At 59.6% G+C, this 21,976-nt stretch carries 21 protein-coding genes; all 21 read right to left on the bottom strand.

The genetic code is table 11. The features are described from left to right. Positions 1-18: 18 nt before the first annotated feature. The 21 genes from H8S45_RS06850 to H8S45_RS06750 all read right to left on the bottom strand — a co-directional run bounded on the left by H8S45_RS06850 (position 19) and on the right by H8S45_RS06750 (position 21,950). Positions 19-438, bottom strand: a complete 420-nt coding sequence (locus tag H8S45_RS06850) for a YjdF family protein (protein WP_054327633.1) — start codon at positions 436-438, stop codon at positions 19-21. A gap of 192 nt (positions 439-630) precedes the next feature. Further along, the gene (locus H8S45_RS06845; RefSeq protein WP_054327634.1) at positions 631-1,572 is read right to left on the bottom strand and encodes a magnesium transporter CorA family protein; all 942 of its coding nucleotides are present in this window, start codon (positions 1,570-1,572) and stop codon (positions 631-633) included. Between the two features lie 185 nt (positions 1,573-1,757). Continuing rightward, positions 1,758-2,906 (bottom strand): cell division protein FtsZ, encoded by a 1,149-nt coding sequence (ftsZ, locus tag H8S45_RS06840; protein ID WP_107631913.1) that lies wholly within the window; start codon positions 2,904-2,906, stop codon positions 1,758-1,760. Positions 2,907-3,203: 297 nt separating this feature from the next. After that, positions 3,204-4,133 carry a cell division protein FtsQ/DivIB gene (locus H8S45_RS06835; protein WP_147574289.1) on the bottom strand — a complete coding sequence of 310 codons (930 nt, stop codon included), beginning with the start codon at positions 4,131-4,133 and terminating at the stop codon, positions 3,204-3,206. 17 nt (positions 4,134-4,150) lie between these two features. After that, entirely contained in the window at positions 4,151-5,287 is a 1,137-nt protein-coding gene (murG, locus tag H8S45_RS06830; RefSeq protein WP_054327166.1) for an undecaprenyldiphospho-muramoylpentapeptide beta-N-acetylglucosaminyltransferase, read from the bottom strand. 21 nt (positions 5,288-5,308) lie between these two features. Beyond that, positions 5,309-6,556: a putative lipid II flippase FtsW gene (gene ftsW / locus H8S45_RS06825; protein WP_107631912.1), complete on the bottom strand. Its 1,248-nt coding sequence runs from the start codon at positions 6,554-6,556 to the stop codon at positions 5,309-5,311. Between the two features lie 37 nt (positions 6,557-6,593). Next, positions 6,594-7,592 (bottom strand): phospho-N-acetylmuramoyl-pentapeptide-transferase, encoded by a 999-nt coding sequence (gene mraY, locus H8S45_RS06820; RefSeq protein WP_054327163.1) that lies wholly within the window; start codon positions 7,590-7,592, stop codon positions 6,594-6,596. Beyond that, positions 7,589-8,971, bottom strand: coding sequence for a UDP-N-acetylmuramoyl-tripeptide--D-alanyl-D-alanine ligase (locus H8S45_RS06815; RefSeq protein ID WP_147574288.1), 1,383 nt, complete (start codon positions 8,969-8,971; stop codon positions 7,589-7,591). Before H8S45_RS06815 ends, mraY begins: the two co-directional genes overlap by 4 nt. Positions 8,972-8,997: 26 nt before the next feature. Then, positions 8,998-10,440, bottom strand: a complete 1,443-nt coding sequence (locus tag H8S45_RS06810; RefSeq protein ID WP_054327160.1) for a UDP-N-acetylmuramoyl-L-alanyl-D-glutamate--2,6-diaminopimelate ligase — start codon at positions 10,438-10,440, stop codon at positions 8,998-9,000. Between the two features lie 10 nt (positions 10,441-10,450). After that, the gene (locus H8S45_RS06805; protein ID WP_054327159.1) at positions 10,451-12,841 is read right to left on the bottom strand and encodes a penicillin-binding transpeptidase domain-containing protein; all 2,391 of its coding nucleotides are present in this window, start codon (positions 12,839-12,841) and stop codon (positions 10,451-10,453) included. A 98-nt stretch (positions 12,842-12,939) separates the two neighbouring features. After that, a complete protein-coding gene (locus H8S45_RS06800; RefSeq protein WP_107631909.1) occupies positions 12,940-13,428 on the bottom strand; it encodes a cell division protein FtsL in 489 nt (162 codons plus the stop codon). A gap of 17 nt (positions 13,429-13,445) precedes the next feature. Further along, positions 13,446-14,393, bottom strand: a complete 948-nt coding sequence (gene rsmH / locus H8S45_RS06795; RefSeq protein ID WP_054327157.1) for a 16S rRNA (cytosine(1402)-N(4))-methyltransferase RsmH — start codon at positions 14,391-14,393, stop codon at positions 13,446-13,448. Between the two features lie 27 nt (positions 14,394-14,420). Further along, positions 14,421-14,837 (bottom strand): division/cell wall cluster transcriptional repressor MraZ, encoded by a 417-nt coding sequence (gene mraZ / locus H8S45_RS06790; RefSeq protein WP_262564482.1) that lies wholly within the window; start codon positions 14,835-14,837, stop codon positions 14,421-14,423. Between the two features lie 54 nt (positions 14,838-14,891). Further along, positions 14,892-15,125 carry a hypothetical protein gene (locus H8S45_RS06785; protein WP_159068199.1) on the bottom strand — a complete coding sequence of 78 codons (234 nt, stop codon included), beginning with the start codon at positions 15,123-15,125 and terminating at the stop codon, positions 14,892-14,894. A gap of 102 nt (positions 15,126-15,227) precedes the next feature. Further along, positions 15,228-15,683 (bottom strand): hypothetical protein, encoded by a 456-nt coding sequence (locus tag H8S45_RS06780; RefSeq protein WP_054327156.1) that lies wholly within the window; start codon positions 15,681-15,683, stop codon positions 15,228-15,230. 2 nt (positions 15,684-15,685) lie between these two features. Continuing rightward, a complete protein-coding gene (gene coaD, locus H8S45_RS06775) occupies positions 15,686-16,171 on the bottom strand; it encodes a pantetheine-phosphate adenylyltransferase (protein ID WP_054327155.1) in 486 nt (161 codons plus the stop codon). After that, positions 16,140-16,721: a 16S rRNA (guanine(966)-N(2))-methyltransferase RsmD gene (gene rsmD / locus H8S45_RS06770; RefSeq protein ID WP_054327154.1), complete on the bottom strand. Its 582-nt coding sequence runs from the start codon at positions 16,719-16,721 to the stop codon at positions 16,140-16,142. Before rsmD ends, coaD begins: the two co-directional genes overlap by 32 nt. A 3-nt stretch (positions 16,722-16,724) precedes the next feature. Continuing rightward, positions 16,725-18,548 carry an excinuclease ABC subunit UvrC gene (uvrC, locus tag H8S45_RS06765; protein WP_107632190.1) on the bottom strand — a complete coding sequence of 608 codons (1,824 nt, stop codon included), beginning with the start codon at positions 18,546-18,548 and terminating at the stop codon, positions 16,725-16,727. Positions 18,549-18,681: 133 nt separating this feature from the next. Continuing rightward, positions 18,682-18,945, bottom strand: coding sequence for an HPr family phosphocarrier protein (locus H8S45_RS06760; protein ID WP_107632189.1), 264 nt, complete (start codon positions 18,943-18,945; stop codon positions 18,682-18,684). A 181-nt stretch (positions 18,946-19,126) separates the two neighbouring features. Beyond that, the gene (locus tag H8S45_RS06755; protein ID WP_107631908.1) at positions 19,127-21,517 is read right to left on the bottom strand and encodes an endonuclease MutS2; all 2,391 of its coding nucleotides are present in this window, start codon (positions 21,515-21,517) and stop codon (positions 19,127-19,129) included. A gap of 19 nt (positions 21,518-21,536) precedes the next feature. Next, the gene (locus H8S45_RS06750; RefSeq protein WP_107631907.1) at positions 21,537-21,950 is read right to left on the bottom strand and encodes a hypothetical protein; all 414 of its coding nucleotides are present in this window, start codon (positions 21,948-21,950) and stop codon (positions 21,537-21,539) included. Between the last annotated feature and the right edge of the window lie 26 nt (positions 21,951-21,976).

Raw genomic sequence — 21,976 nt, 5'->3', positions numbered from 1 at the left:
AAGCACAAGGGACACGGTTCAGTGTCCCTTGTGCTTTTCCCTGCGCTTTTGCCGGTGCTTCTCATAGCGTTCCGCAGCCTCCCTCGCTTTTTCCTCCCGCGTGCGGATGCGGCGCGCGGTTTTCCCCTGTTCGCGCTGGGCGGCAAGCGCCTGCTGCGCCCGCGTACCGGTTCCCGACCGCTCCACCGCCTGACGGGCGGCGCGTTGGCGGCGCTTGGGGTTATCCGGCCGCGCCGGCCGCTCGCCCACCGGTATCGGCGGGCTGAACCGCAGCCGCCGCCAGCTTTGCAGCAGGAACGCATACACCTCGTGATCCTTGGGCTCCGCGCCGAACACCGTCCGGCTCGCCTCATACCAGTCGCCGCTCTCCCGCTCATACAACACGGCCCAGAACGGGTCGTCAAAATACACGGTCACACGGCAATTGACTGTGCGCATAGAAATTCCTCCTTTATTGGTTCTGCGCACAGAGAACGGACAACCAAAGGAGGCAGGTTACTGGCGGCGGTTCCCCGTCGCGTCCGGACTACCAACCGGACCGTGTTTTTATCTCTGCCCTTTCATTATATAATGACGGAACCCATCCGTCAAACCAGCAAAGAAAAAGCGCCGCATCCGCGGCGCAATAGGTTAATCCAGATTTTTCTTTTTCAGCATATACCAGGCGAAAAAGCAGCCCCCAACCGAGATCGCCAGCGGAATCCACCAGACAAAATCGCCCGGTATCCGTCCTCCCTCTATATTCATCCCATAAAAGCCAAAGATGATATTGGGGATCGTCATGATGATGGTCAACACGGTCAGCACCTTCATGATGATGTTCAGATTGTTGGAAACAACCGACGCGTAAGCGTCCATCGTGCCGGACAAAATACTCGAATAGATGCCGGCCATTTCGATCGCCTGCCTAATCTCGATCAGCGCATCCTCCAGGATATCCCGATCGTCCTCATACAGCTTGAGTACCCGTCCGCGCAGCACCTTTTCCATTGTGACTTCGTTGCCCTTCAGAGAAGCGGAAAAGTATACCAGCGATTTGGAGAGGCCCAGAAGCTGGATCAGCTCTTCATTTTTAAGCGAATCATACAAACGTTTTTCAATTCGGGTGAAGTCGCGTTCAATCATGCGCAGGTTTTTCAGAAAGCGGCCCGCCACCCGCAGCAAGATCTGGAACACAAACCGCGTGCGCATCGCCGTATGGACGCCCTTTACCGCGCCCTCCGCGATTGATCGCAGGATGATGCTGTCGTCCAGGCAGACCGTGATAACCGCGTTCTGCCCTACTACAATCCCCATTGGCAGGGTGCTGAACATCTGCCCGCCATCTTCGACCGAGCTTTTCTCCACCATCGGAATGTCGACGATCATCAAAAGCTGGTCGTCCTCCGTCTCGACACGGGAGCTTTCCTCCGGATCAAGCGCCGCGCGGATAAATTCCTCTTCCACCCGCGCCACCCGCGCGATCTCCTCCAGCTCGTCCGAGCTAGGATGCACCATATTGACCCAACAGCCCTCCGTAAAGCCCGAAAGCTCGGTTACGCGGCCGTCGATCGTCTTGTAAAATTCTACCATATCTTACCGCCTTTCTGCGGCGGCAATTATCTCTCTGCGCCACCGCGAGCTTTTATTTTTTTTATACTTCGAGGGTCCGCACTCACGGTGATCACACTCCTTTTACCCAAACTTTACAAGGCCTTTTCAGACCAAAACAGCCCTTTACAGGGCTGTTTTGCATGATTACACAGGCACCAACAGAATCAGCGGTGATCCTTATCAAAAATGCGCATCAGCACGTCGAACGCCGCGTCGTCCGAACCAAGCTCGTTCGACTGGCTGCTCTTGGCGGAAGCGGACTTGTCCTCCGCCGCCGCGGTCGACGCCTCGGTGAACAAGCCGGAGGACGCCGGCTCCGGAGCCTTTCCATCCATATTCAGCTTCGCGGAATTGGGGATGTTGTCGAATCCGGTGGCAATAACGACTACGCGGATCTCGTCGTCCATCGTGTCGTCGATAAACGCGCCAAAGATGATATGCGCGTCCGGATGCGCCGCCTGCTGGACCATCGTCGCAGCGGTTTCGACCTCATCCAAGCCGATATCATCCGAACCGATAACAGAAACGATAACACCGTGCGCCATATCGATCGAGGTTTCGAGCAGCGGGCTGGAAATCGCCATGCGCGCGGCCTCCGCCGCCTTGTCCTTCCCAGCAGCGCGGCCCGTGCCGATATGAGCATAGCCCGCGTCTTTCATCACCGAGGTAACATCCGCAAAGTCCAGATTGATGAAGCCCGGCACGGTAATCAGCTCGGAAATATTCGCGACCGCCTGCCGCAGCACGCCGTCAGCGATCTCAAACGCGTTCTTGAACGTGATCTTCTGTTCGGAAACATATTTCAGGCGCTCGTTTGGGATGATGACCAGCGAATCGACGTTCTTGTTCAACTCGTCGATGCCGCCCAGCGCCTGCTCCAGACGCTTCTTACCCTCGAACGCGAACGGACGGGTGACAACGCCGACCGTCAGGATACCCATTTCACGGGCGATCTGCGCCACGACCGGCGCCGCGCCTGTGCCGGTGCCGCCGCCCATGCCTGCGGTGATGAACACCATATGGGTGTTGGCCAGCGCCGCGGCGATCTGCTCCTTGCTCTCCTCCGCAGCCTTGCGGCCGATCTCCGGGTTTGCGCCCGCACCCTGTCCCTTGGTCAGCTTCTCGCCGATCTGGATCTTGGTGCCGGCCTGAGAGAAGTTCAGCGCCTGCATATCTGTATTGATCGAGATAAACTCAACGCCCTGCACGCCGCTTTCGACCATGCGGTTGACCGCATTGCCGCCGCCGCCGCCCACGCCGATGACTTTGATATTTACTACATTATCCAAGCCCTGTTCAAACTCAAAACCCATTGTTGCCATCCTCCGTTATGATAAAAAATCTTTCAGATTATCTTCGTTACACAATATCAACGGCCTGTCCCTGTCTGGAAGCAGAATGGACAGACAGCCCCTATTGTTTTAATTTTACCTCTTTTTGTTCTATTTTGCAACACATATTAGTGAATCCCTCAAAAAAATATTGAGTTTTTCTGTATCTTTCCACCAAAGGCGGCGCCGGTATTTTTCACCAATATCCGGCATCCCTCCGCTGTGAAAAAGCCTTTTGCGGGCGCTGCGATCTTTTAATGGCACAGGGCGACGTGCCGGTCATTCGGAACCCTCCGAACCGGCGGCGCCGCTGTCCGCCCCGCCGTCGGCTTCCCCTGCATCGTCTTCGCCGGCTGCGTCCAGCGCGTCCGGATCGACAATGGGGCTGTCATCCGTCTCCTGTCCGGTTGCGGAACGCGCGATATTTTCCGCAGTATCCGGCACAAAATGCAGCCTGTTTTTCGCATCCCAGTACAGCCGCCCGATATCGGAGGGTGAGAGCCGCCCATCGATCACAGTCTGCGCAAAGCGCAGCCGGTAGGCAAGCTGTTCCATCGTGCCGACGCGGATATCGAACCGGTCCAGATAGCCGACGCGCACATCGGTGAGCGACTGCAGGTTGATGAAATCGGTTTCCGAGAGCATGTCCGCCGCGTCCAGCGTTTGCAGCACGGTCAGCAGAGCGTCCACATAGGCATCCTCAGCCGGCTCCAGCGTCTGCCCCGGCCGGACCGCCTCAAGCGTCACGCCGGCTACGACCGGCAGGCCGTTATCCGTCGCCGCCTGCTCCAGCACTTTGCCCTGCGCGCTGACCAGATAGTACACGCCGTTAGTGGAAACAGCCACTGCCGCCCGGCACTCGGTCACTGTGACGACCAGCGCATCCGGCAAGTGGCGCCGGATCTGCACGGTTTCCAGATAGGGAAACTGCTCCAGCAGGCTATTTGTCGTTTTCACCTTGTTCCAAAGATAAAGGTTGTCACCTTTTTTCACATCCATGCCCGCGACGATCTCCTCGGGCGTGTATTTGGTGGACCCTTCCACGGAAATCGTGTCTACCTTGAAAAAGACCGTCAGGGCGAGCACGGCGGCCGACAGCAGTATGCCGACAAACAGCAGCCGGCCGACCGTATGGAAAAACCGCTGCCGCCGGTTCGCCCGTTTCCTCATCTGTTCCGGCGTTTTCTGTTTTCGCTTCCTGCGTCTCATGCAAGCGCCCCTTTGCCTTATTTTTGCCGCTCGCGGACAGCCTGCATGATCTCGCGGTAAATTTTTTCGCTTGCGTCATGCGCGGCCAGGCGCGTCGCGTCGCGCCCCATCTGCCGCAGGCGTTCCCGATCGGACAGCAGCTCCCCTATCTCGTCGTACAGCCGCTGGGGCGAAGCGTCCTTCTCCAGCAGCACGCGGCAGCCGCCCGCCTGCTCGAGCGCGCGCGCGTTTTTCTCCTGATGGTTTTCCGCCACGAACGGCGAAGGCACCAGTAGCGCGGGCCGCCCCAGCATGCACAGCTCGCCCATCGTCGCCGCGCCCGCGCGGCAGACGATCAGGTCAGCCGCCGCCATGCGGTCCGCCATATCATAAATATACTCAGTCAGTTCGATATTGGGATGCTCCCGCAAAGCCGCGCCTTGCTCCTCCGCAAGCCGCGGCATCCAGTCGCGCGCCGCCGCGCCCGATGCGTGTACATGCCGGTACGGCACATTGTTTTTGCATTCCAGCGCGATCGTACCCGCCATGTGCTCATTCATATATTTCGCGCCCATGGAGCCCCAGAACGAGACGACAAGCTGATCGTCCTCAGACAGGCCGAAGCGGGCGCGCGCCTTTTTCCGGTCCGCTGATAAAATTTCACCGCGCACGGGCGCACCGGTCACGACCACCTTGTCGCCGCCGCCGAGCAGCATTTCCGCCTGCTCAAAGCAGACCAGCACGCGGTCCGCCTTTTTTGCCAGCATTTGCGTCACCTTGCCCGGCAGTGCGTTGACCTCGAGCAGCACGGTCGGTATCCCCATTTGCTGCGCCGCGCGAACGACCGCGAACGATGCATAGCCGCCGCAGCCGATCACGCAGTCCGGCCGCGCCTCCCGCAGCAGCTTTTTCGCCTTGCCGACCGCGGATACGGCGAGCCGCGCCGCTTTCAGGTTATGTGCAAGCCCCTTCGGGCTCATGGAGCGGGACAAGCCGATGATCTCAATGGTATCCAGCGGATACCCTTCTCTCGGGACAAGCTTGTTTTCAATACCGCGCGCCGATCCTGCGAACCGGACAACCGTGTCCGGATGCTTCTGCTCAAAATACCGCGCGATGGCAAGCCCGGGCGTCACATGCCCGCCCGTGCCGCCGCCAGTGATATACAGCTTCAAACCTGATTTCCCCCTATCGCTTCATTCTTCGTTGCGCGCGTCTATCCGCATATACCGCGATATATTCAGCAGTATCCCCATTTCTCCGAGCTGCATGAGCAGCGCCGTGCCGCCATAGCTGAAAAACGGAAGCGCCGCACCCGTCACCGGAATAATGCCTGTGACGACGAACAGGTTCATCAATGTTTGTATCGCCAGCTTTGCGGTAATGCCGGTCGCCAGCATCGCGCTGAATTTATCCGGCGCCGCCCGCGCGACGCGGAACCCGCGGTAAATCAGATAAGCGAACAGCAGAATCACCAGCAGCGCGCCGATAAAGCCCATTTCCTCACACCATGAGGCAAAGATGAAATCGTTCTGCGGTTCGGGCAGGTACAGGTGCTTCTGCCGTCCCTGCCCAAGCCCAAAGCCGAAAAAGCCGCCCGAGCCGATGGCGATCTGGCTCATCGCCCCTTGGAAGCCCTTATCCGTCATATCCGAAAACGGGTCGAGCCATACCGCGAAGCGATCCCGCACATGGGAAAACATGAAATAAAACGCCGTCAACGTTCCGGCGCCCACCACGCCGATCGGAACGAAATACCACAGCCGCATGCCGCCCGCGACGAGGATGCACACACCGATGCCGCAGACAATCATCATCGCCGAGGTGTGCGGCTCGAGCGCCAGCAGCACAACATATACCGCAAGCAGGAAGCCGTATGGCCGGACCAGCCCCTTAAAGCTGCGCACGCTCTGCGCGTCGCGCGCGATCCAATACGCGAAGCACACAATAACGGCGAGCTTTGCCAGCTCGGACGGCTGAAAACCGAACAGCCAGCGCCGCGCGCCATTATACCAGGTGCCGATGCCCGGTATCGCAACCAGAATCAGCAGCACGACCGACACCGCCAGAAACGGCTTGTAAAACCTAGCGTACAGCTTATAGCTAACCTTGGAAATAACGATCATTGCGACCACGCCAGCTACGGCGACCATCCCCTGCCGCGTAACGAAATGCAGGGAATCGCCTTTGAAATTGTAATAGCCGGTCGAATAGCTCGCGGAAAACAGCGCGACCAAGCCGATCGCCAGCAGCAGCATGACCGAAAAGAAAATACCCGCGTCCCAGGCATGGGCGCGCACGCGCGTCCGCTCGCGGAACCGGCCGTCGGAGGGCTGCAGCGCCGTCTCGCCCCTCTCTTCCGCCCGCATGGCGGGACGGTTCGCATACCGCGGTCCTGCGGTCACCCTGCGCACCGTGCGCGCTTGTCTGGTTGTCGTTGCCATGTGGACACCTCCGAACGGGCTTTGAATTGTAAACAGTTTACAGAACCGGCGCCAGCGCTACATAATACGCCAGCAGGCAGAGCAGAATGGTCGCGCCGGAAAATATCAGCACGATCTTCTTTTCGCCCCAGCCACACATCTCAAAATGATGATGGATCGGCGCCATCTTGAACAGGCGCTTGCCGCCGGAAACCTTGAAGCATGTTACCTGCAGGATGACAGACAGCGTTTCGATAATATAGATCAGCCCGACCAGCAGCAGGATCAACGGCATATCGCAGGCAAACGCCAGACCTGCCACCGCGCCGCCAAGAAACAACGAGCCCGTGTCCCCCATGAAAACCTTGGCCGGATTGAAATTATAGATCAGGAACGCCGCCAAGCCACCCGCGAGCGCCGCCGCGAACAGCATCACGCCAGCGTCCTGCCGCGCAATGCCGACAAACACAAAGAAAATGGCGACCGGCAGGGTCACACCCGCGGCCAGTCCGTCGATACCGTCGGTCAGGTTGACCGCGTTATCCGCGCCCACGATAACGAACGCGGCAAAGATGATGTACAGCGGCCAGGGAAGCGGGATCGCCACAGCGGTAAACGGGATCCAGAGGGCGGGCAGTCCGTCCGACTCCAGAAACAGCACCAGGATGAACGCGCCCGCCACCAGAATTTGAAGCACCAGCTTCTGCTTGGGCGTCAGCCCCGCGTTTTCCTTTTTGCGGATCTTAGCGTAATCATCCACCAGACCGACCGCGCCGTACGCTGCGGCAAGGCCCAGCACCGCCAGCGAGGAGACCGAAACCCCTCCCAGCAGCGTGTTGCCCGCCAGAACCGCCACTGCAATGCCGATGATAAACATAAACCCGCCCATCGTCGGGATGTTCTGCTTGTTCATATGCCATTTCGGCCCGATCTCCAATATCTTCTGGCCGAATTTCATCTTGCGCAGATAGCGGATCACCGCCGGCCCGATCGCCGCTGTGATCACAAATGCGACCGCGCAGACAATCAGCGCAGTCCGGATATTGATCGGTGTCATTCTTCCACGTCCTCCCCTAAGAACCATGCGAGCGCGCGCTCCATCCGCATCCCGCGGCTACCTTTGAACAGCAGCGCGTCGCCCTTTTCCGCATCTCGCCGCAGCGCCGCGACAAGCGCGGCCTGGTCGTCAAACGCATACGCCGCGGCCATGCCGCGCTCCTTCGCGCCCGCGACCATCGCGCCCGCGTCCGGCCCATAGGCATACAGCGCGTCGGCGTTTTCCGCGGCCGCGCGTCCCGCGCGGCGGTGGCCCTCCTCCGCATAGCCGCCCAGCTCCAGCATGGAGCCAAGCACCGCGAACCGCCGCCCGCCTTCCGCCATGCCGCCGAGCACCTTGAGCGCCGCCTCCATGGCGTCCGGACTGGCGTTATAGCAGTCCGCAAAGATGCAGTAGCCGTTCTGCTCGTAAATGTTCTGCCGCATGCCGCTTGCCTCATAGGAGGAAAGTCCTGCGGCGATATGCTCCGGCGTCTCGCCCAGCAGCAGGCCGACCGCCGCCGCCGCGAGCGCGTTAAGTATATTATGCGCGCCCGGTATGCTGAGTTTTGCCGAAAAACGTCCGCCCTGCGGCAATTCGACCGCCGGCAGACCGTTATTTACTATATCAAATGCACTGTCTCTATGCAAGTATGCAGTTAAATCACACGCCGGATTTTCTATCCCATAGGTAACCGTCCGGCAGCCCAGCGCGTCCCGCTTCTCCCAGAGAAGCGGTTCGTCTCCGCAGAGCACGGCGCAGCCGTCCGGCCGGAGGCCCTCCAAAATCTCGAGCTTCGCCCTGCAGATGCCCTCGCGCGAGCCAAGGAATTCAATGTGCGAGGTGCCAATATTGGTGATAACCGCGATATCCGGCTGCGCGGCCGCGGTCATACGGGACAGCTCCCCGAAATGGTTCATGCCCATTTCCGCAACCATGACCTCGGTTTTCCTAGTCATTTGGAGCAGGGTGAGGGGCAGGCCGACCTCGTTATTCAGGTTGCCTTCGGTTTTCTGTGCGCAGAACTGCTGCCTGAGCACGGCGTAAAGCAGTTCCTTGGTCGTCGTTTTGCCGACCGAGCCGGTTACGCCGACCACCTTGCCGCCGCACAGCCGGCGGTAGCCGCCCGCCAGGTCCAACAGCGCCTGCGCGGTGTTCTCCACATATAGAACCGGCACCGGATAGGTTTCGTTCTGTCGGTGCGACACCACGGCCGCGGCGCCGTTATCCACCGCCTTTGCGATAAAATCATGCGCGTCGAAGCGCTCGCCCTTGAGCGGCAGGAACAGCGTTTCCGGCGGTATCTGCCTGGAATCCGTGGAGACCGACGACAGAGATGCCGCCCCGTGCGCCTTCCCCCCGGTCCATTCCGCTGCCTGCGCCAGTGTAAAGCGTTCCATCAATCGATTCCCCCAAGCTGTTTTTCTTACTTCCTATCCGCGAAATAATCCGCGACAATCTCCCGTTCATCCATATGATGCTTCACATGGTTGACCTCCTGATAGGTTTCGTGTCCCTTGCCCATCAGAACGATGATGTCCTCTTTCCTGGCGTGCGCAAGCGCCCACCGGATCGCTTCCGGCCGGTCGACGATGACCCGCGTCGGCGTTTTGGTGTCTTTCATGCCCTCCAGAATATCGTCGATAATGGCCTGCGGCTCCTCGGTGCGCGGATTGTCGCTCGTCACGATGCAGAAATCCGACAGCGCCGCCGCGATCGCGCCCATTTTAGGCCGCTTGGTCCGGTCGCGGTCCCCGCCGCAGCCAAACAGCGCCACGACCCGCCCCTTGGCAAAGCCGCGCACGGCGCGCAGGACGTTTTCCACCCCGTCGGGCGAGTGCGCGTAGTCGATCAGCACTGTATAATCCGTATCGGTCGGCACCACCTCGACGCGGCCTTTCACGCCCGTTGCCGTGGCCAGCGCCTTCGCGGCATCCGCGAGCGGCATATCCAGCTGCAGTGCGATCCCCAGCGCGGCCAGCGCATTCTCCACGGAAAAATGGCCAGGTATCGCCAGACGGACGCGCGCCAGCTCGCCCCTGGTGTTGGCCAGGAAGGAAACGCCATCCGCATGCAGGCCGATATTCCTGGCGGTCAGGTCGGCGGCGTCCTTTTCACAGGAAAACGTCAGGCATGGGCACAGAGCGTCCGCCAACATGGCGTCGGCTGCCGGATCGTCCAGATTGATCACGCCCCTGTCGCTGACCGCGAACAGACGCGCCTTTGCCCTGCGGTACTCCTCCATGGTTTTGTGGAAATCCAAGTGGTCCTGTGTCAGATTGGTGAACGCGCCGACTGCAAAGCGGATGCCGTGTACGCGGTCGAGCACGAGCGAGTGCGAGGATACCTCCATAATCACATGCGTGCAGCCGGCGTCCCGCATACGGGCGAACAGCGCCTGCAGCTCATAGCTCTCCGGCGTGGTGCGTTCAGTTTCGATGGCCTCGCTTCCTATCAGGTTCTGGTTGGTGCCGATCAGCCCGACCGTATGCCCTGCCTGCTCCAGAATATGCTTAATAAGGTAGGTCGTGGTGGTTTTGCCGTTCGTTCCGGTCACGCCGAGCATGACCATGCTGTCCGCCGGATGGCCGAAGCGGTTGGCCGCGATCTCCGCCAGCGCGCGGCGGGAGTTCTCCACCACGACCGCCGGCGCCCCCGCCGGTGCTTCTTCACATACGATCGCCGCCGCGCCCTGCGCGAGCGCCTTTTCGATATACCGGTGGCCATCCGTCGCATAGCCGCGGATAGCCACAAACAGGTCGCCCTTTTCCACCGCGCGCGAATCATACCGCACCTCGCCGATTTCCAGCTCCGGCGCCGCCGTACGGCTCTGCACCGCAACGCCAGCCAGCAATTCCTGTAATTTCATTCCGTTCCTCCTATCGGTCGTCGACACCCGTTGTGTCGGAAAATTCAACCGTGACCACCGCGCCGATATTCACCTTGGTCCCTTTTGCCGGACTCTGCCGGCTCGCGGTGGTATTGCCTGTAATCTGCGAGGACGCGACCCCCTTCTGCTTGAGGTACAGTCCGTACTGCTCCAGCGTGTCTCGGCACTCGTCCGGCGTCAATCCGGTCAGGTCGGGTACCTCGATCTGCTCCGCAGGCTTATCCTCGCCCATATACAGGATGACCTTGCCACTGGCCGGAATGCGCACACCACTGGCCGGCACCTGGTCGGTGACCGTGTCGCCGCTGCCGACGACGCGGTACGCAAAGCCCGCCTGCTGCAGCGTGCTCGCCGCCTGCTCCTGCGTGGAGCCGACCACGCCGGGTACGGTCAGCTCGCGGCGGTCGTTTTCCTCATCGGTATACACCGGCGTCACGCCGATATACGGCAGCACATCCTCCATGATGCGGCCGACGACCGGCGCGGCGAGCGCACCGCCGCCGTGCGGAGAGGATTCCGGCAGGTCGCTGATCGCGACCAGCACCACGATCTGCGGATCGTCCATCGGCGCCACGCCGATAAACGAAGCCGTATAGCGGTCCTCGACGTCCTCCGCCTCTTTCAGAATCTCTGAGGTTGCGGTCTTACCGCCCACACGGTAGCCGGGTACATAGGCGTTCTTGCCCGTGCCGCTTTCCACAACCTGCAGCATCGTATCGCGCATATACGCGGAGGTGTCCTCCGAAATGACCTGGCGGACAACCTCGGTCTCGGCCGTGGATTTGATCGAACCGTCCGCATTCAGCACCTCGCGGACCAGATAAGGCTTTTTCAGCCTCCCGTCGTCCACGATGGCCGAAATCATGCTCGCCATCTGAATCGGCGTTACCTGGAAGCGCTGGCCGAACGAGGATACCGCGAGCGACACCTCGTTCCACGAGGTGCTGTCCTCTACGTCAAAGAAGATGCCTGGGCTTTCATTTGGCAGGTCGATGCCGGTCCTGCTATTCATGCCGAACGCCTTGAAAAAGTCGTAAAAGCGTTCCCTGCCGGTCTTTGCTACGATCTGCATCATCGCCACGTTACAGGAGTTCATCACCGCCTGCGTCAGCGTCTGCGAGCCATGCCCGTTGGTGTTGTGGCATTTGATCGGCTCCTTCCAGTCGCCGACCATCATCGAGCCGCCGCAGTAAAAGGTATCCTCCGCATGCACCACGCCCAGCTCATAGGCGGTCGCCACGTTCATCAGCTTGAAAGTGGAGCCCGGCTCATAGGTATCGGTCACAACCGGATTATACCACATCTTGTAAAGCTCCTCGGTCCGCGCGTCCGTCAGCGCGTCAACCAAGGCCTCATTGTTCTGCACGCTCTCCGGCAGGTTATCCAGTCCGCCCTCCTGATAGTATTTGTCGGGGATCTCCGCCGATACACCGGCCTCCTCCAAAAGCTTCTGCACGGTCTCCTTCAGCTCGTTCAGGTACCGTTCGTCCGAGATTACGCGCGGCTGGTTGGGGTCGAAGTCCGGCAGGTTGGCCATCGCTAGCACCGCGCCGGTTTTGACATCCATCACAATACCCGATACGCCGTCGCGTGCATTGGGATTATCCGCCAGCGCGGTTTCCAGATGCTTTTCTAGGATATTCTGGATGTCGCTGTCGATCGTTAGCACAAGCGAGTTTCCGTCCGTTGCCGGAATGTACTGCTGATAATCATACGGCATATCCTGGTTTTTGGCATTCTGCGCGCGGACGATGCGCCCCGCAGTACCGGCAAGCTCGCTCTCGTATTCGGATTCCAAGCCGTAAACGCCCACGTTATCGTCGTTGACATAGCCCAGCACGGTGGAAAGGAAGGCGCCGTATTTGTAATACCGCTTGGTGTCCGGCTCGGAATAGACCGCGTTGCCGCAGCCCGCAGCCTCGAGCTTTTCATACAGGGCGTTTTCCGTGTCCTTATCTACCTTTTGGGCGATGATCTGATATTGGGTATCGGTTCTTTTGATTTTCCCCAGCACGGTGTCGTAGTCCAACTCCAGCGTGTCGGCAAGAATCTGCGCCAGCTCCTGCTGCTGCTGTTCCGCCGGTATCCCCTTGTTCACCTTGGACTCGTCGATCACAGCCTTGGGGTTGACCGTAATACGGGCGACCGAGGCCGATTCAGCCAGCACCTGCATATTCGCGTCATAGATCGTGCCGCGGTTGGGCGTGACCAGCGTGTCCCGCGTCTGCAGTGTTGTCGCCTGCTGCACATAAAAGTCGTTGCGGAATACCTGCATATACAGCAGGCGCACGGCGACCAGGCCGAAGCCGATCGCCACAAACGCCAGCGTGAGCATCACGATGCGCGAGCGCATTAAATTGTTCGGTCCCTTTGCTGCCATTTGCGTTGCATCCCTCCACTGCCGTTTGGTCGAAAAAAAGCGTAAGGAGTCAGAAGTTTCCACCTCTCACTCCCCTATTACGCATCCTATTCATTTACTTACCGGATATATTCCAGGGCTGCAGAAAAGCTGCGCGCCAAGCCGGAAAACAGCGCGTCCAGCGACACCCCGCTTTGCGCCACCGTGACCGTATCCGGATTGGTCAGTTCCACATATTCGATCTGTGAATTGTCCATTTTTACCATGCCCAGGTGGTTCACCGCATATTCCTCCACCTGCGTCATGTCCATGCTGTTCATCTGCTTGCTTGACAGGGAAACATTTTCCGCCGCAAGCTCGTCGAGCGCCTCGGTCTGGGTGCTGACCTGCGCGGTCAGCTGGGTCAGCTGCATCTGGCAGAACAGGATATACACCGCTGCGATCGCAATGACGCTGACGCACACGAACACGTTCAGCCGTACGGCGGCTTTTTTGCGGCGGCGCGGCGTCGGGACTGCACGGAGGTCGCGTGTTCTTTCCTGTTGTACGGGCGCCATGCGCTCTTCATACTGTTTGTACGCTACGCTCTCCCTGCTGGCAGTCATCATTGCATTTCCTTTCTGTCCTATCCGTCTGTTCCTATTTTTTCGCACACGCGAAGCTTTGCGCTCCGCGCCCGCGGGTTGTCTGCAAGTTCTTTCTCATCCGGCAGAATCGGCTTGCGGGGCGTCAGCCTGACTTTAGGCTTCCCGCCGCAGACGCAGACCGGAAAATCCTTCGGGCAGGTGCAGCCCTGTGCCGCCTGGTGGAACGCGGCTTTGACAATGCGGTCCTCTAGGCTGTGGAATGTGATCACCGCCAGGCGCCCGCCCGGGTTCAGGCAGTCGATCGCCTTATCCATCGCTTCCCGCACCGCGCCAAGCTCGTCATTAACGGCTATGCGGATCGCCTGAAAGCTGCGCTTGGCCGGATGCTGTTTTTCCCGCAACGCCTTGGCCGGCATCGCGCCCTTTATGATTTCTACAAGCTCTCCCGTCGTTTCTATCGGCTTTTTTTCTCTCTCCCGCTCGATGGCCGCTGCTATCAGCGGCGCATAGCGTTCTTCGCCGTATTCGAACAGGATACGACGAAGTTCCTCCCTGCTCCAGCCGTTTACCACGTCGTACGCGGTCAGCGTCTGCGTCCGGTCCATCCGCATGTCGAGCGGCGCATCCTTCATGTAGGAAAAACCTCGCTCCGCATGGTCCAACTGCGGCGACGAAACGCCCAAGTCGAACAGTATCCCATCCGCGCCCGCCAGCCCCAGGCTGGCAAGCACCCGATCAATCTCGCGGAAATCGCTTTTCACCGTGTATACGCGCTGCCAGACCTTCTTCAGGCGCACTTTCGCGTTTTCCAGCGCCTCGTCGTCCCGATCGATGCAGACCAGGCGTCCAGTATCATGCAAACGCTCCGCAATGCGGAGCGAATGTCCGGCGCCGCCTGTCGTCGCATCGACGTAAACGCCGTCCGGCTTGATATGCAGCGCCTCCAGACAGGGTTCGAGCAAAATGGAAACGTGATGAAATTCCATACGCTGACCCTCCTTGTACGGCGCTTTTTAGAACCCGAGATCCTCCATGGCCTCCATGATGCGATCATCGGTGATGCTGTCATTGTAAGCCGCCCATTTCACGGCGTCCCAAATTTCCGCATGGTTAGAGGCGCCGATAACGACCGTCTCCTTGCTCAGCCCTGCGTACGCGCGCAGGTTGGCGGGCAGCAGGATGCGGCCCTGCGCGTCCAGCTCGGCGTCGAACGCGGCCGAGAAGAAAAAGCGCTGCAGATCGCGGGATTTGGACATGGGCAGGGAGCGGATGCGCTCTTCCAGCCCCTCCCACTCTTTTTCCGGATAAACGGCCAGACATCCATCCAGCCCTTTGGTGACGGTGAAGCGTTCGCCGAGCTCATCACGAAGCTTGGCCGGCATCGCCAGACGCCCCTTGGCGTCTATGGAATGCTTGTATTCGCCTTTCACCGATTCACACCACGCTTTCCCTTTGGTGGAATCTGTGACACTTTACCCCACTTCTCACCACCTTGAATCCATTATAACGAGAAGCCCTCCAGATTGCAAGGATTTTTTTCGTATTTTTTTGCGGAAGATTATGGCGGTAAAATGAAAAAACAGTGGTTTTTGCAATTTTTCAAACACTTGTTCGATTATTTTTCCTTTCCACAAACGCCTATTTTGGCTGCGCGAACGGTGGGGAGAAATCCCACAAAAACGCGCATTCTTTCCGCCCGTACCGCGCCGTTTTCCCACCCTCCTCTTATTTTACAGTTTATTCCACCTTATTTCGCCGGCAAAACGCAGCAAAAAAAGCCAGGTAAAAAACCTGGCTTTTCGGATGCTGCAAAATATTATTTATTTGGCGATGCTCTTAAAGCGCTGGCGCACCTTGCGGATCTCCTCCAGCGAAAGCGCCACCGCCTCCTCGGTGCGCTTGAGCGTATCCTCACAATATTCGTTCGTCACTCGGCGCAACTCTCGGGCCTGGATCTCCGCGTTGCCCTGCACTTCCTTTGCCTTGCGTCGCGCGGCCACGACGATCTCGGTTTCGGAAACCATCTGCCGGGCATCCTCCTCCGCCTGACGGCGGATCGATTCCGCCTCGCGCTTTCCGGAGGCAAGCATTTCACTGCGTTTCTCAACGATGTCCTGCGCTGTTTTCAAGTCGTTCGGCAGCGTGGCGCGCAGCTCATCGAGCAGATCAAGCAGACGGTCGCGCTCCAAGATGCACTTCTCGCCCGCCAGCGGGATGCCTTTCGCGTCCTGTACCATATCGTACATGCTGTTGATCAGTTCGTCCAAAGTTGCCATCGTTAGCCTTCCTTTCTTGTGCGGCGCACAATATCGTCTATAATTTCTGCAGGGACAAATCCGGCAACGCTGCCGCCATGCACCGCAATATCCTTTACTACGGACGAGGATAAATACATATACTCCGCACTCGTCATCAGGAACACCGTGTCCAATTCAGGATTAAGCTTCCGGTTCGCCAGCGCCATCTGGAACTCATATTCAAAATCCGAAACCGCGCGCAGTCCCTTAACCACCGCACAGGCGCCCTCCTGCTTCGCATAATCCGCGAGTAGGCCGCCAAACGACGCGACCTCCACGTTAGGCAGGTCGCCTGTCGTCCGCTTCAGGAAATCCATACGCTCGTCCACCGAAAACATCGGCTTTTTATTCTGGTTATGCATCACCGCAACGATCAGCCGGTCGAACACGACCGACGCGCGGCGGATAATATCCAGATGTCCCAAGGTGACCGGGTCAAAGCTGCCCGGATAGATCGCTACTCTCATGCTTTTCATCCGTTTCGCCGTTCCGCAGAACGGTAATCAAAGTCGCGCCGTAGCGACGTTCGCGGACGACCTCAAACCCGTGCGCAAACCGGTCCTCTACTGCACTTTCGCATATTATTATACCATTTGTAGAGAGAATGTCAAACGTTTCTATTTGTAATAATGCATTTTCCAGAATTTCGCCGCCGTAAGGGGGATCGAGAAAAATCAAGCTGTAGCGCCGCTTTCCAGCACAGGAAACAAAGTCGGCCGCCTCTTTCCGGTGTAGCGAGGCGCGGTCGGCCACGCGGGCGGTTTCTGTATTTTTACACACGATATTGTATGCCGCCTTATCGCACTCCACAAAATCACAGTGCCGCGCGCCTCGCGAAAGCGCCTCGATCCCAAGCTGCCCCGTTCCCGCAAACAGGTCGAGTACCTCCGCGCCGCGGACATGCTCCTGGATCAGGTTGAACACATTTTCCTTAACGCGGTCGGTCGTCGGGCGGGTACTCATGCCGGGTACGGGCTGCAATTTACAGCCGCGCGCGGAGCCGGATACCACACGCATACTTCAGTCCTCCTTATGGAAAAAATCGTATACCGCCTGCGCCGCATTGCGCGGCAACACCCGCGTAAGCTCCTGCTCGCTCGCCTGCCGGATGTTCTCGATGCTGCCAAAGTGCCGGAGCAGCTCGGCGCGCCGCTTGTCCCCAATGCCCTCGATCTTGTCAAGCGTTGAACCGCGCACCTTTTTGCCGCCCAGCTTGCGGTTATACTCAATGGCAAACCGGTGTACCTCCTCCTGGATGCGGCCGATCAGCGCGAACAGCGCGGGCGTGGCCGAGATGCCGAACTCGCGCCCGTCCGGCGCAACGAGCGCGCGCGTGCGGTGATGATCGTCCTTGACCATGCCGAAGCAGGGCGTCGTCAGCCCGAACGAATCCAGCACCTCCTTGCAAACGCGAACATGCCCCAGGCCGCCGTCGATCAAAAAGGCCCCCGGCAGCGGCGTGAATTTCTCGTCCCCGTCCACATAGCGCTGTACGCGGCGGGTGAGCATTTCACGCATGGAGGCGTAGTCGTCCTGCCCGTTGGCCGCGCAGGCGATCCGGAATTTGCGGTAGTCGCTTTTTTTTGGCTGCCCTTCCGTGAACACAACCATCGAGCCGACCGTATCCTGCCCCGCGAAGTTGGAGATATCGTATGCCTCGAGCCTCAGCGGCAGCGCGGCCATGCCGGTGACGTTCTGTAAAAGCTCGAGCGATTTGTGCCGCCGCTCGGACTGCTTTTCCCTGCGCTCGATCTCCTCGCGCGCGTTTTTTTCCGCGAGCCTGGTGAGCACGCGGCGCTCGCCGCGCTGCGGGACCGCCAGTTCGACCCGTCGCTCCGCGATCGAAGACAGGTATTCCGCCACCGCCTCCTGCTCCTCAAGCTCGTGCGAAAGGAGTATGGTTTTCGGCACAGCGCCGCGCTGCGCATAATACTGCTTGATGAACGACGACAACACCTCGGCCGGATCGCTTTCGGTCAGATGGAACAGGGTGTACTCCTTGTCCTGCAGCGCGCCGCCGCCATAGTGCAGCACGCACACGCAGGCGCGCGTCTGCCCCTGCACAAACGCCGCGACATCCAGCTCCGCGAACGCGCCCGCGACCACATGCTGCCGCGTTCCCAGCCGCTGCACCGCGCGCAGGCGGTCGCGCAGCAGCGCCGCGCGTTCGAACTGCAGCTCCTCGGCCGCTTCATTCATTTTCTCCGTCAGTTCCTTTTCCAGCCGCTTTGCGTCGCCCTCAAACAAAGCGACCGCCTGGCCGATCAGCGCATGGTACTCCTCCGGACTGACCTTACCCGTGCAGGGCGCGCAGCAACGTCCCAAATGCTGGTTCAGGCACGGCCGGTCCTTGCCGATGTCGCGTGGGAACACGCGCGAGCAGGTTTTGAGATGCAGCGCCTCGCTGATCGTATCGATCGCGCGGCGCGCGGCCACGCGCCCCGGGTAGGGGCCGAAATACCGCGCCCCGTCATGCCCCGGCTTGGACACCACGGAAAACGCCGGATACGGCGCGTCCATATTCAGCCGGATATACGGATAGCCCTTGTCGTCCTTGAGAAGGATGTTGTACTTGGGCTTGTACTTTTTGATCATCGAATTTTCCAGCACCAGCGCCTCGAACTCGGTCTCGGTCACAATGATGTCGAAATCCGCGATATGGCTGACAAGCTGCCGCGTTTTCGGGTTCAGGCGCTCCGGCGCCTGGAAGTAGTTGGACACCCGATTTTTCAGCAGCTTCGCTTTTCCGACGTAGATTACCTTACCGGTCTTGTCCTTGTGCAGGTATACGCCTGGCTGCATGGGCAGCTTGCGCACACGCTCTTTTAATTGCTCCCTGTTTATGGCGGGCCGCCCCTTTCTTCCTTGTGGCGCGTTAAAGAAGCGCCAGCCTCCCGCTTTCCCCTTTGAAAAAAGCCGCAGGGTAAAACAAAAGCGCCGATGCGATATCGGCGCTTTTTTGCAGGATGCGATAAAATCAGTCGGTGAAATTGGACGTAATCAACTCAACCAATGCGGATACCGCCTCTTCCTCGTCCGGTCCGTCCGCAATCAGGTTGATGGTAGTACCCTTGGTAATGCCAAGGGAAAGGATACCGAGCAGGCTCTTCGCATTCACGCGGCGCTCTTCCTTCTCTACCAGAATCGTGCTCTTGAATTCATTGGCTTTCTGAATAAAAAAAGTTGCCGGTCGGGCATATAAACCTACCTGATTGGTAACCTGTACCTCTTTCGAATACATAATCTGCATCGCTCCTATTTCTTCAAATCCGATATATATAGCATAGCGCCTTTTGTCAGTTTCGTCAAGGATAAAATGCCCGCGCACCCTTTGTATTTTTAATGAAAATTTCCTGCATTCTTTCGGAATATATGGCATTTTGCCCTGCACATCGGTTTTCTATTCCCAAAACGATGCGTTTTTACCGCAATTCGACGATGGTCACGCCCTGCTCGCCCTCACCGTACACACCGCTGCGCACGCTCTTGACACGCTTGTTTGACCGCAGATGCTGCTGTACCGCGTTGCGCAGCACGCCCGTCCCCTTGCCGTGGATGACCGTGACCGAGGGCAGGCCGGCCATAAGCGCGCGGGAAAGGAAGTTATCCACCTCGAACAGCGCCTCCTGCGCGCTCATGCCGCGCACATCCACCTCGCTCTCCGCCGAGCGGATGTTCAGCTCGCGCTTCGGCGCGTCGCGGCGGGGCTGGACCGACTTTTTCACGGGCGCCTGCTCCTCCACGATGCGCAGCTCGTTCTCCTTGACCGTCATCTTCATCGGTCCGGCCTGCACCTGCACGTTGCCGCTTTTGTCCGCGGGCGCGAGCACGTCGGCCAGCACGCCGCCCACGTTGATCAGCCGCACGCGGTCGCCCTTTTTGACCGGCCGCTGCTCGTCTGCCTCGACCACGCGCTTCTGGATGCCGCGCCGCTGCTCGTTCTCGGTCTGCGTGATAACGCCGCGCAGCGCGGCCTTGGCCGCGGCCAAGTTCTGTCCGGCCGTATCCTTCTGCGCTTTCTTTTTCATGTCCTCCAGCTCGTCGAACACGGTCTCGGCAGTCATGCGCGCGTCTTTGAGGAGGCGGTCCGCCTGGCTGCGCGCGCCCTCGAGCAGCTTATCCGCGCGCGCCTCGGCCGCGTCGCGCTCGGCGCGCATCCTGTCCCGCTCGGACTGCGCGGCGGCGCGCATTTTCTGCGCCTCCTCCTTCATCTGTTCGATGCGGCGGCGCTCGCGCTCCAGCTCGGCCAGCACGTCCTCAAAGCGCGCGTCCTCGGTCGAGACCTGCTCCTTCGCCCGCTCGATGATGGTGGGCTGCAGCCCCAGCCGCGCCGCGATGGCGAACGCGTTGGACTTGCCGGGGATGCCGGTCAGCAGGCGGTAGGTCGGCTGCAGCGACTGCACATTGAACTCGCACGAGGCGTTCTCCACCCCATCGGTGGTGAGCGCGAAGGTTTTCAGCTCCGCGTAGTGCGTGGTCGCAGCCACACACGCGCCCATCTGGCGCGCATAGCCGATCACCGCGACCGCGAGCGCCGCACCCTCGACCGGATCGGTACCCGCGCCCAACTCATCAAACAGCACCAGGTCGCCCTGCCCGCAGCAGTCCATGATAGACACAATGGTCTTCATGTGCGCGGAGAAGGTCGAAAGCGACTGCTCGATGCTCTGCTCGTCGCCGATATCCGCGTAGACATGCTCGAACAGGCCGATCTCGGACTGCTCGTTTGCCGGAATGTGCAGGCCGCTCGCCGCCATCAGCGACAGCAGGCCGAGCGTTTTGAGCGACACGGTCTTGCCGCCCGTGTTCGGGCCGGTGATAACCAGCGTATCGTATTCCCCGCCGATCGCGATATCGATGGGGACGGCCTTGTCCTTATCAAGCAGCGGGTGCCGCGCCCGCAGCAGGCGGCAGCGGCTCGCGCCGGCGGCCAACACGGGCGGCGCGGCATTCATTTCAAACGACAGCTTTGCGCGCGCGAAAATAAAGTCAAGCGTTGTCAGCACATCATAATCCTGCTCGATCGCACTCCTGTGCATGGAAACCTCGGCTGACAGCTCGGCCAGGATGCGCTCGATCTCAGCCTCCTCACGGCCCTCGAGTACCTTGATCTGATTGTTGATCTCAACCACCTGCCGCGGCTCGACGAACACGGTCGCGCCCGTGGACGAGGTATCATGCACCAAGCCCGGGATGTCGCCGCGGTGCTCGGCCTTAACCGGCACGACGAAGCGCCCGTTGCGCTGGGTGACGATGGTTTCCTGCAAGTATTTGGAGCGCTCGCCCGAGATCAGGCGGTTGAGCGTCTCGCGCACCTTGCCCGAGATGCGGCGCAGCTCGCGGCGGATGGAGAGCAGTTCTGAGGATGCCCCGTCCGCAATCTCCTCTTCGGAGACAATCGCGGTTGTGATGGCCTCCTCCAGCGCACGGTTACCGGTCAGCAGGCCGAAGATCGGCGTAAGCGTGGTCTTTTCCTCGTGTTCCGCGTCGTAGACCAGCGCGCGGCGCGCGGTCTGCAGCAGGCTCGCCACGTCAAGCAGCTCGCGCGGGTTCAGCGTGCCGCCACGGTCCGCACGCAGCAAAATCGCACCCACCTCGCGGATGCCGCCGAACCCTGGGCTGCCCTGCCGGATCATCCGGTTTTTCGCATCGGTCGTCTGATCCAGCCAGACCTGCGCCTGCTCATGATCATCCAGCGGCCGGAGCGCGCGGCACTTCTCCTTTGCCGCCTCGGACGCGGCCTGTGACGCGAGCCGGTCGAGGATCTCGTAATATTCCAGTGTTTTTAAGGATTTTTCGCCTAATCTGTTCATGGTTTACTCCTGAAGCGTATTATAAAACAATTGTCAGCAGATATGACGCCAGATAGATGGCCAGCATCGACCCCGCGCACACACCGATCACACCCAGCCACAGGCGCAGGACTGCGCGGCCGTTTTCGCCGGCCATACCTTTCATCTGTTTGTATTGCAGCATCGTCCACAGCCAGCGGTTCCCATAAGGGAAATAGCGTGCGGCAAGCCGCTGGTATTCCTCATTCGGCAGCATGCGCTTGAGCGTGCCAAGCAGGCTGCGCCCGCACGCAAACACATTACCGAGCGAGACCAGAAGCAGCGCAGCCACCCACGGGAACAGCACCACGCCCCTGTGCCAGCTCAACGCGAACACCAGCAACGCCGCCGCATCCACAGCGAGCTGCACATACCAGTTGTACCGCAGCGCGGTCTGTTTGCGTGTGAGTTTCATGTCTTACCTGCCTCCCCCTCTTGCAG

The organism is Agathobaculum faecis, assembly GCF_014287995.1.
Classification (GTDB): domain Bacteria; phylum Bacillota; class Clostridia; order Oscillospirales; family Butyricicoccaceae; genus Agathobaculum; species Agathobaculum ammoniilyticum.
Note: the sequence above shows the minus strand (reverse complement) of the source record. Positions and strands in the feature narration are given on the sequence as shown.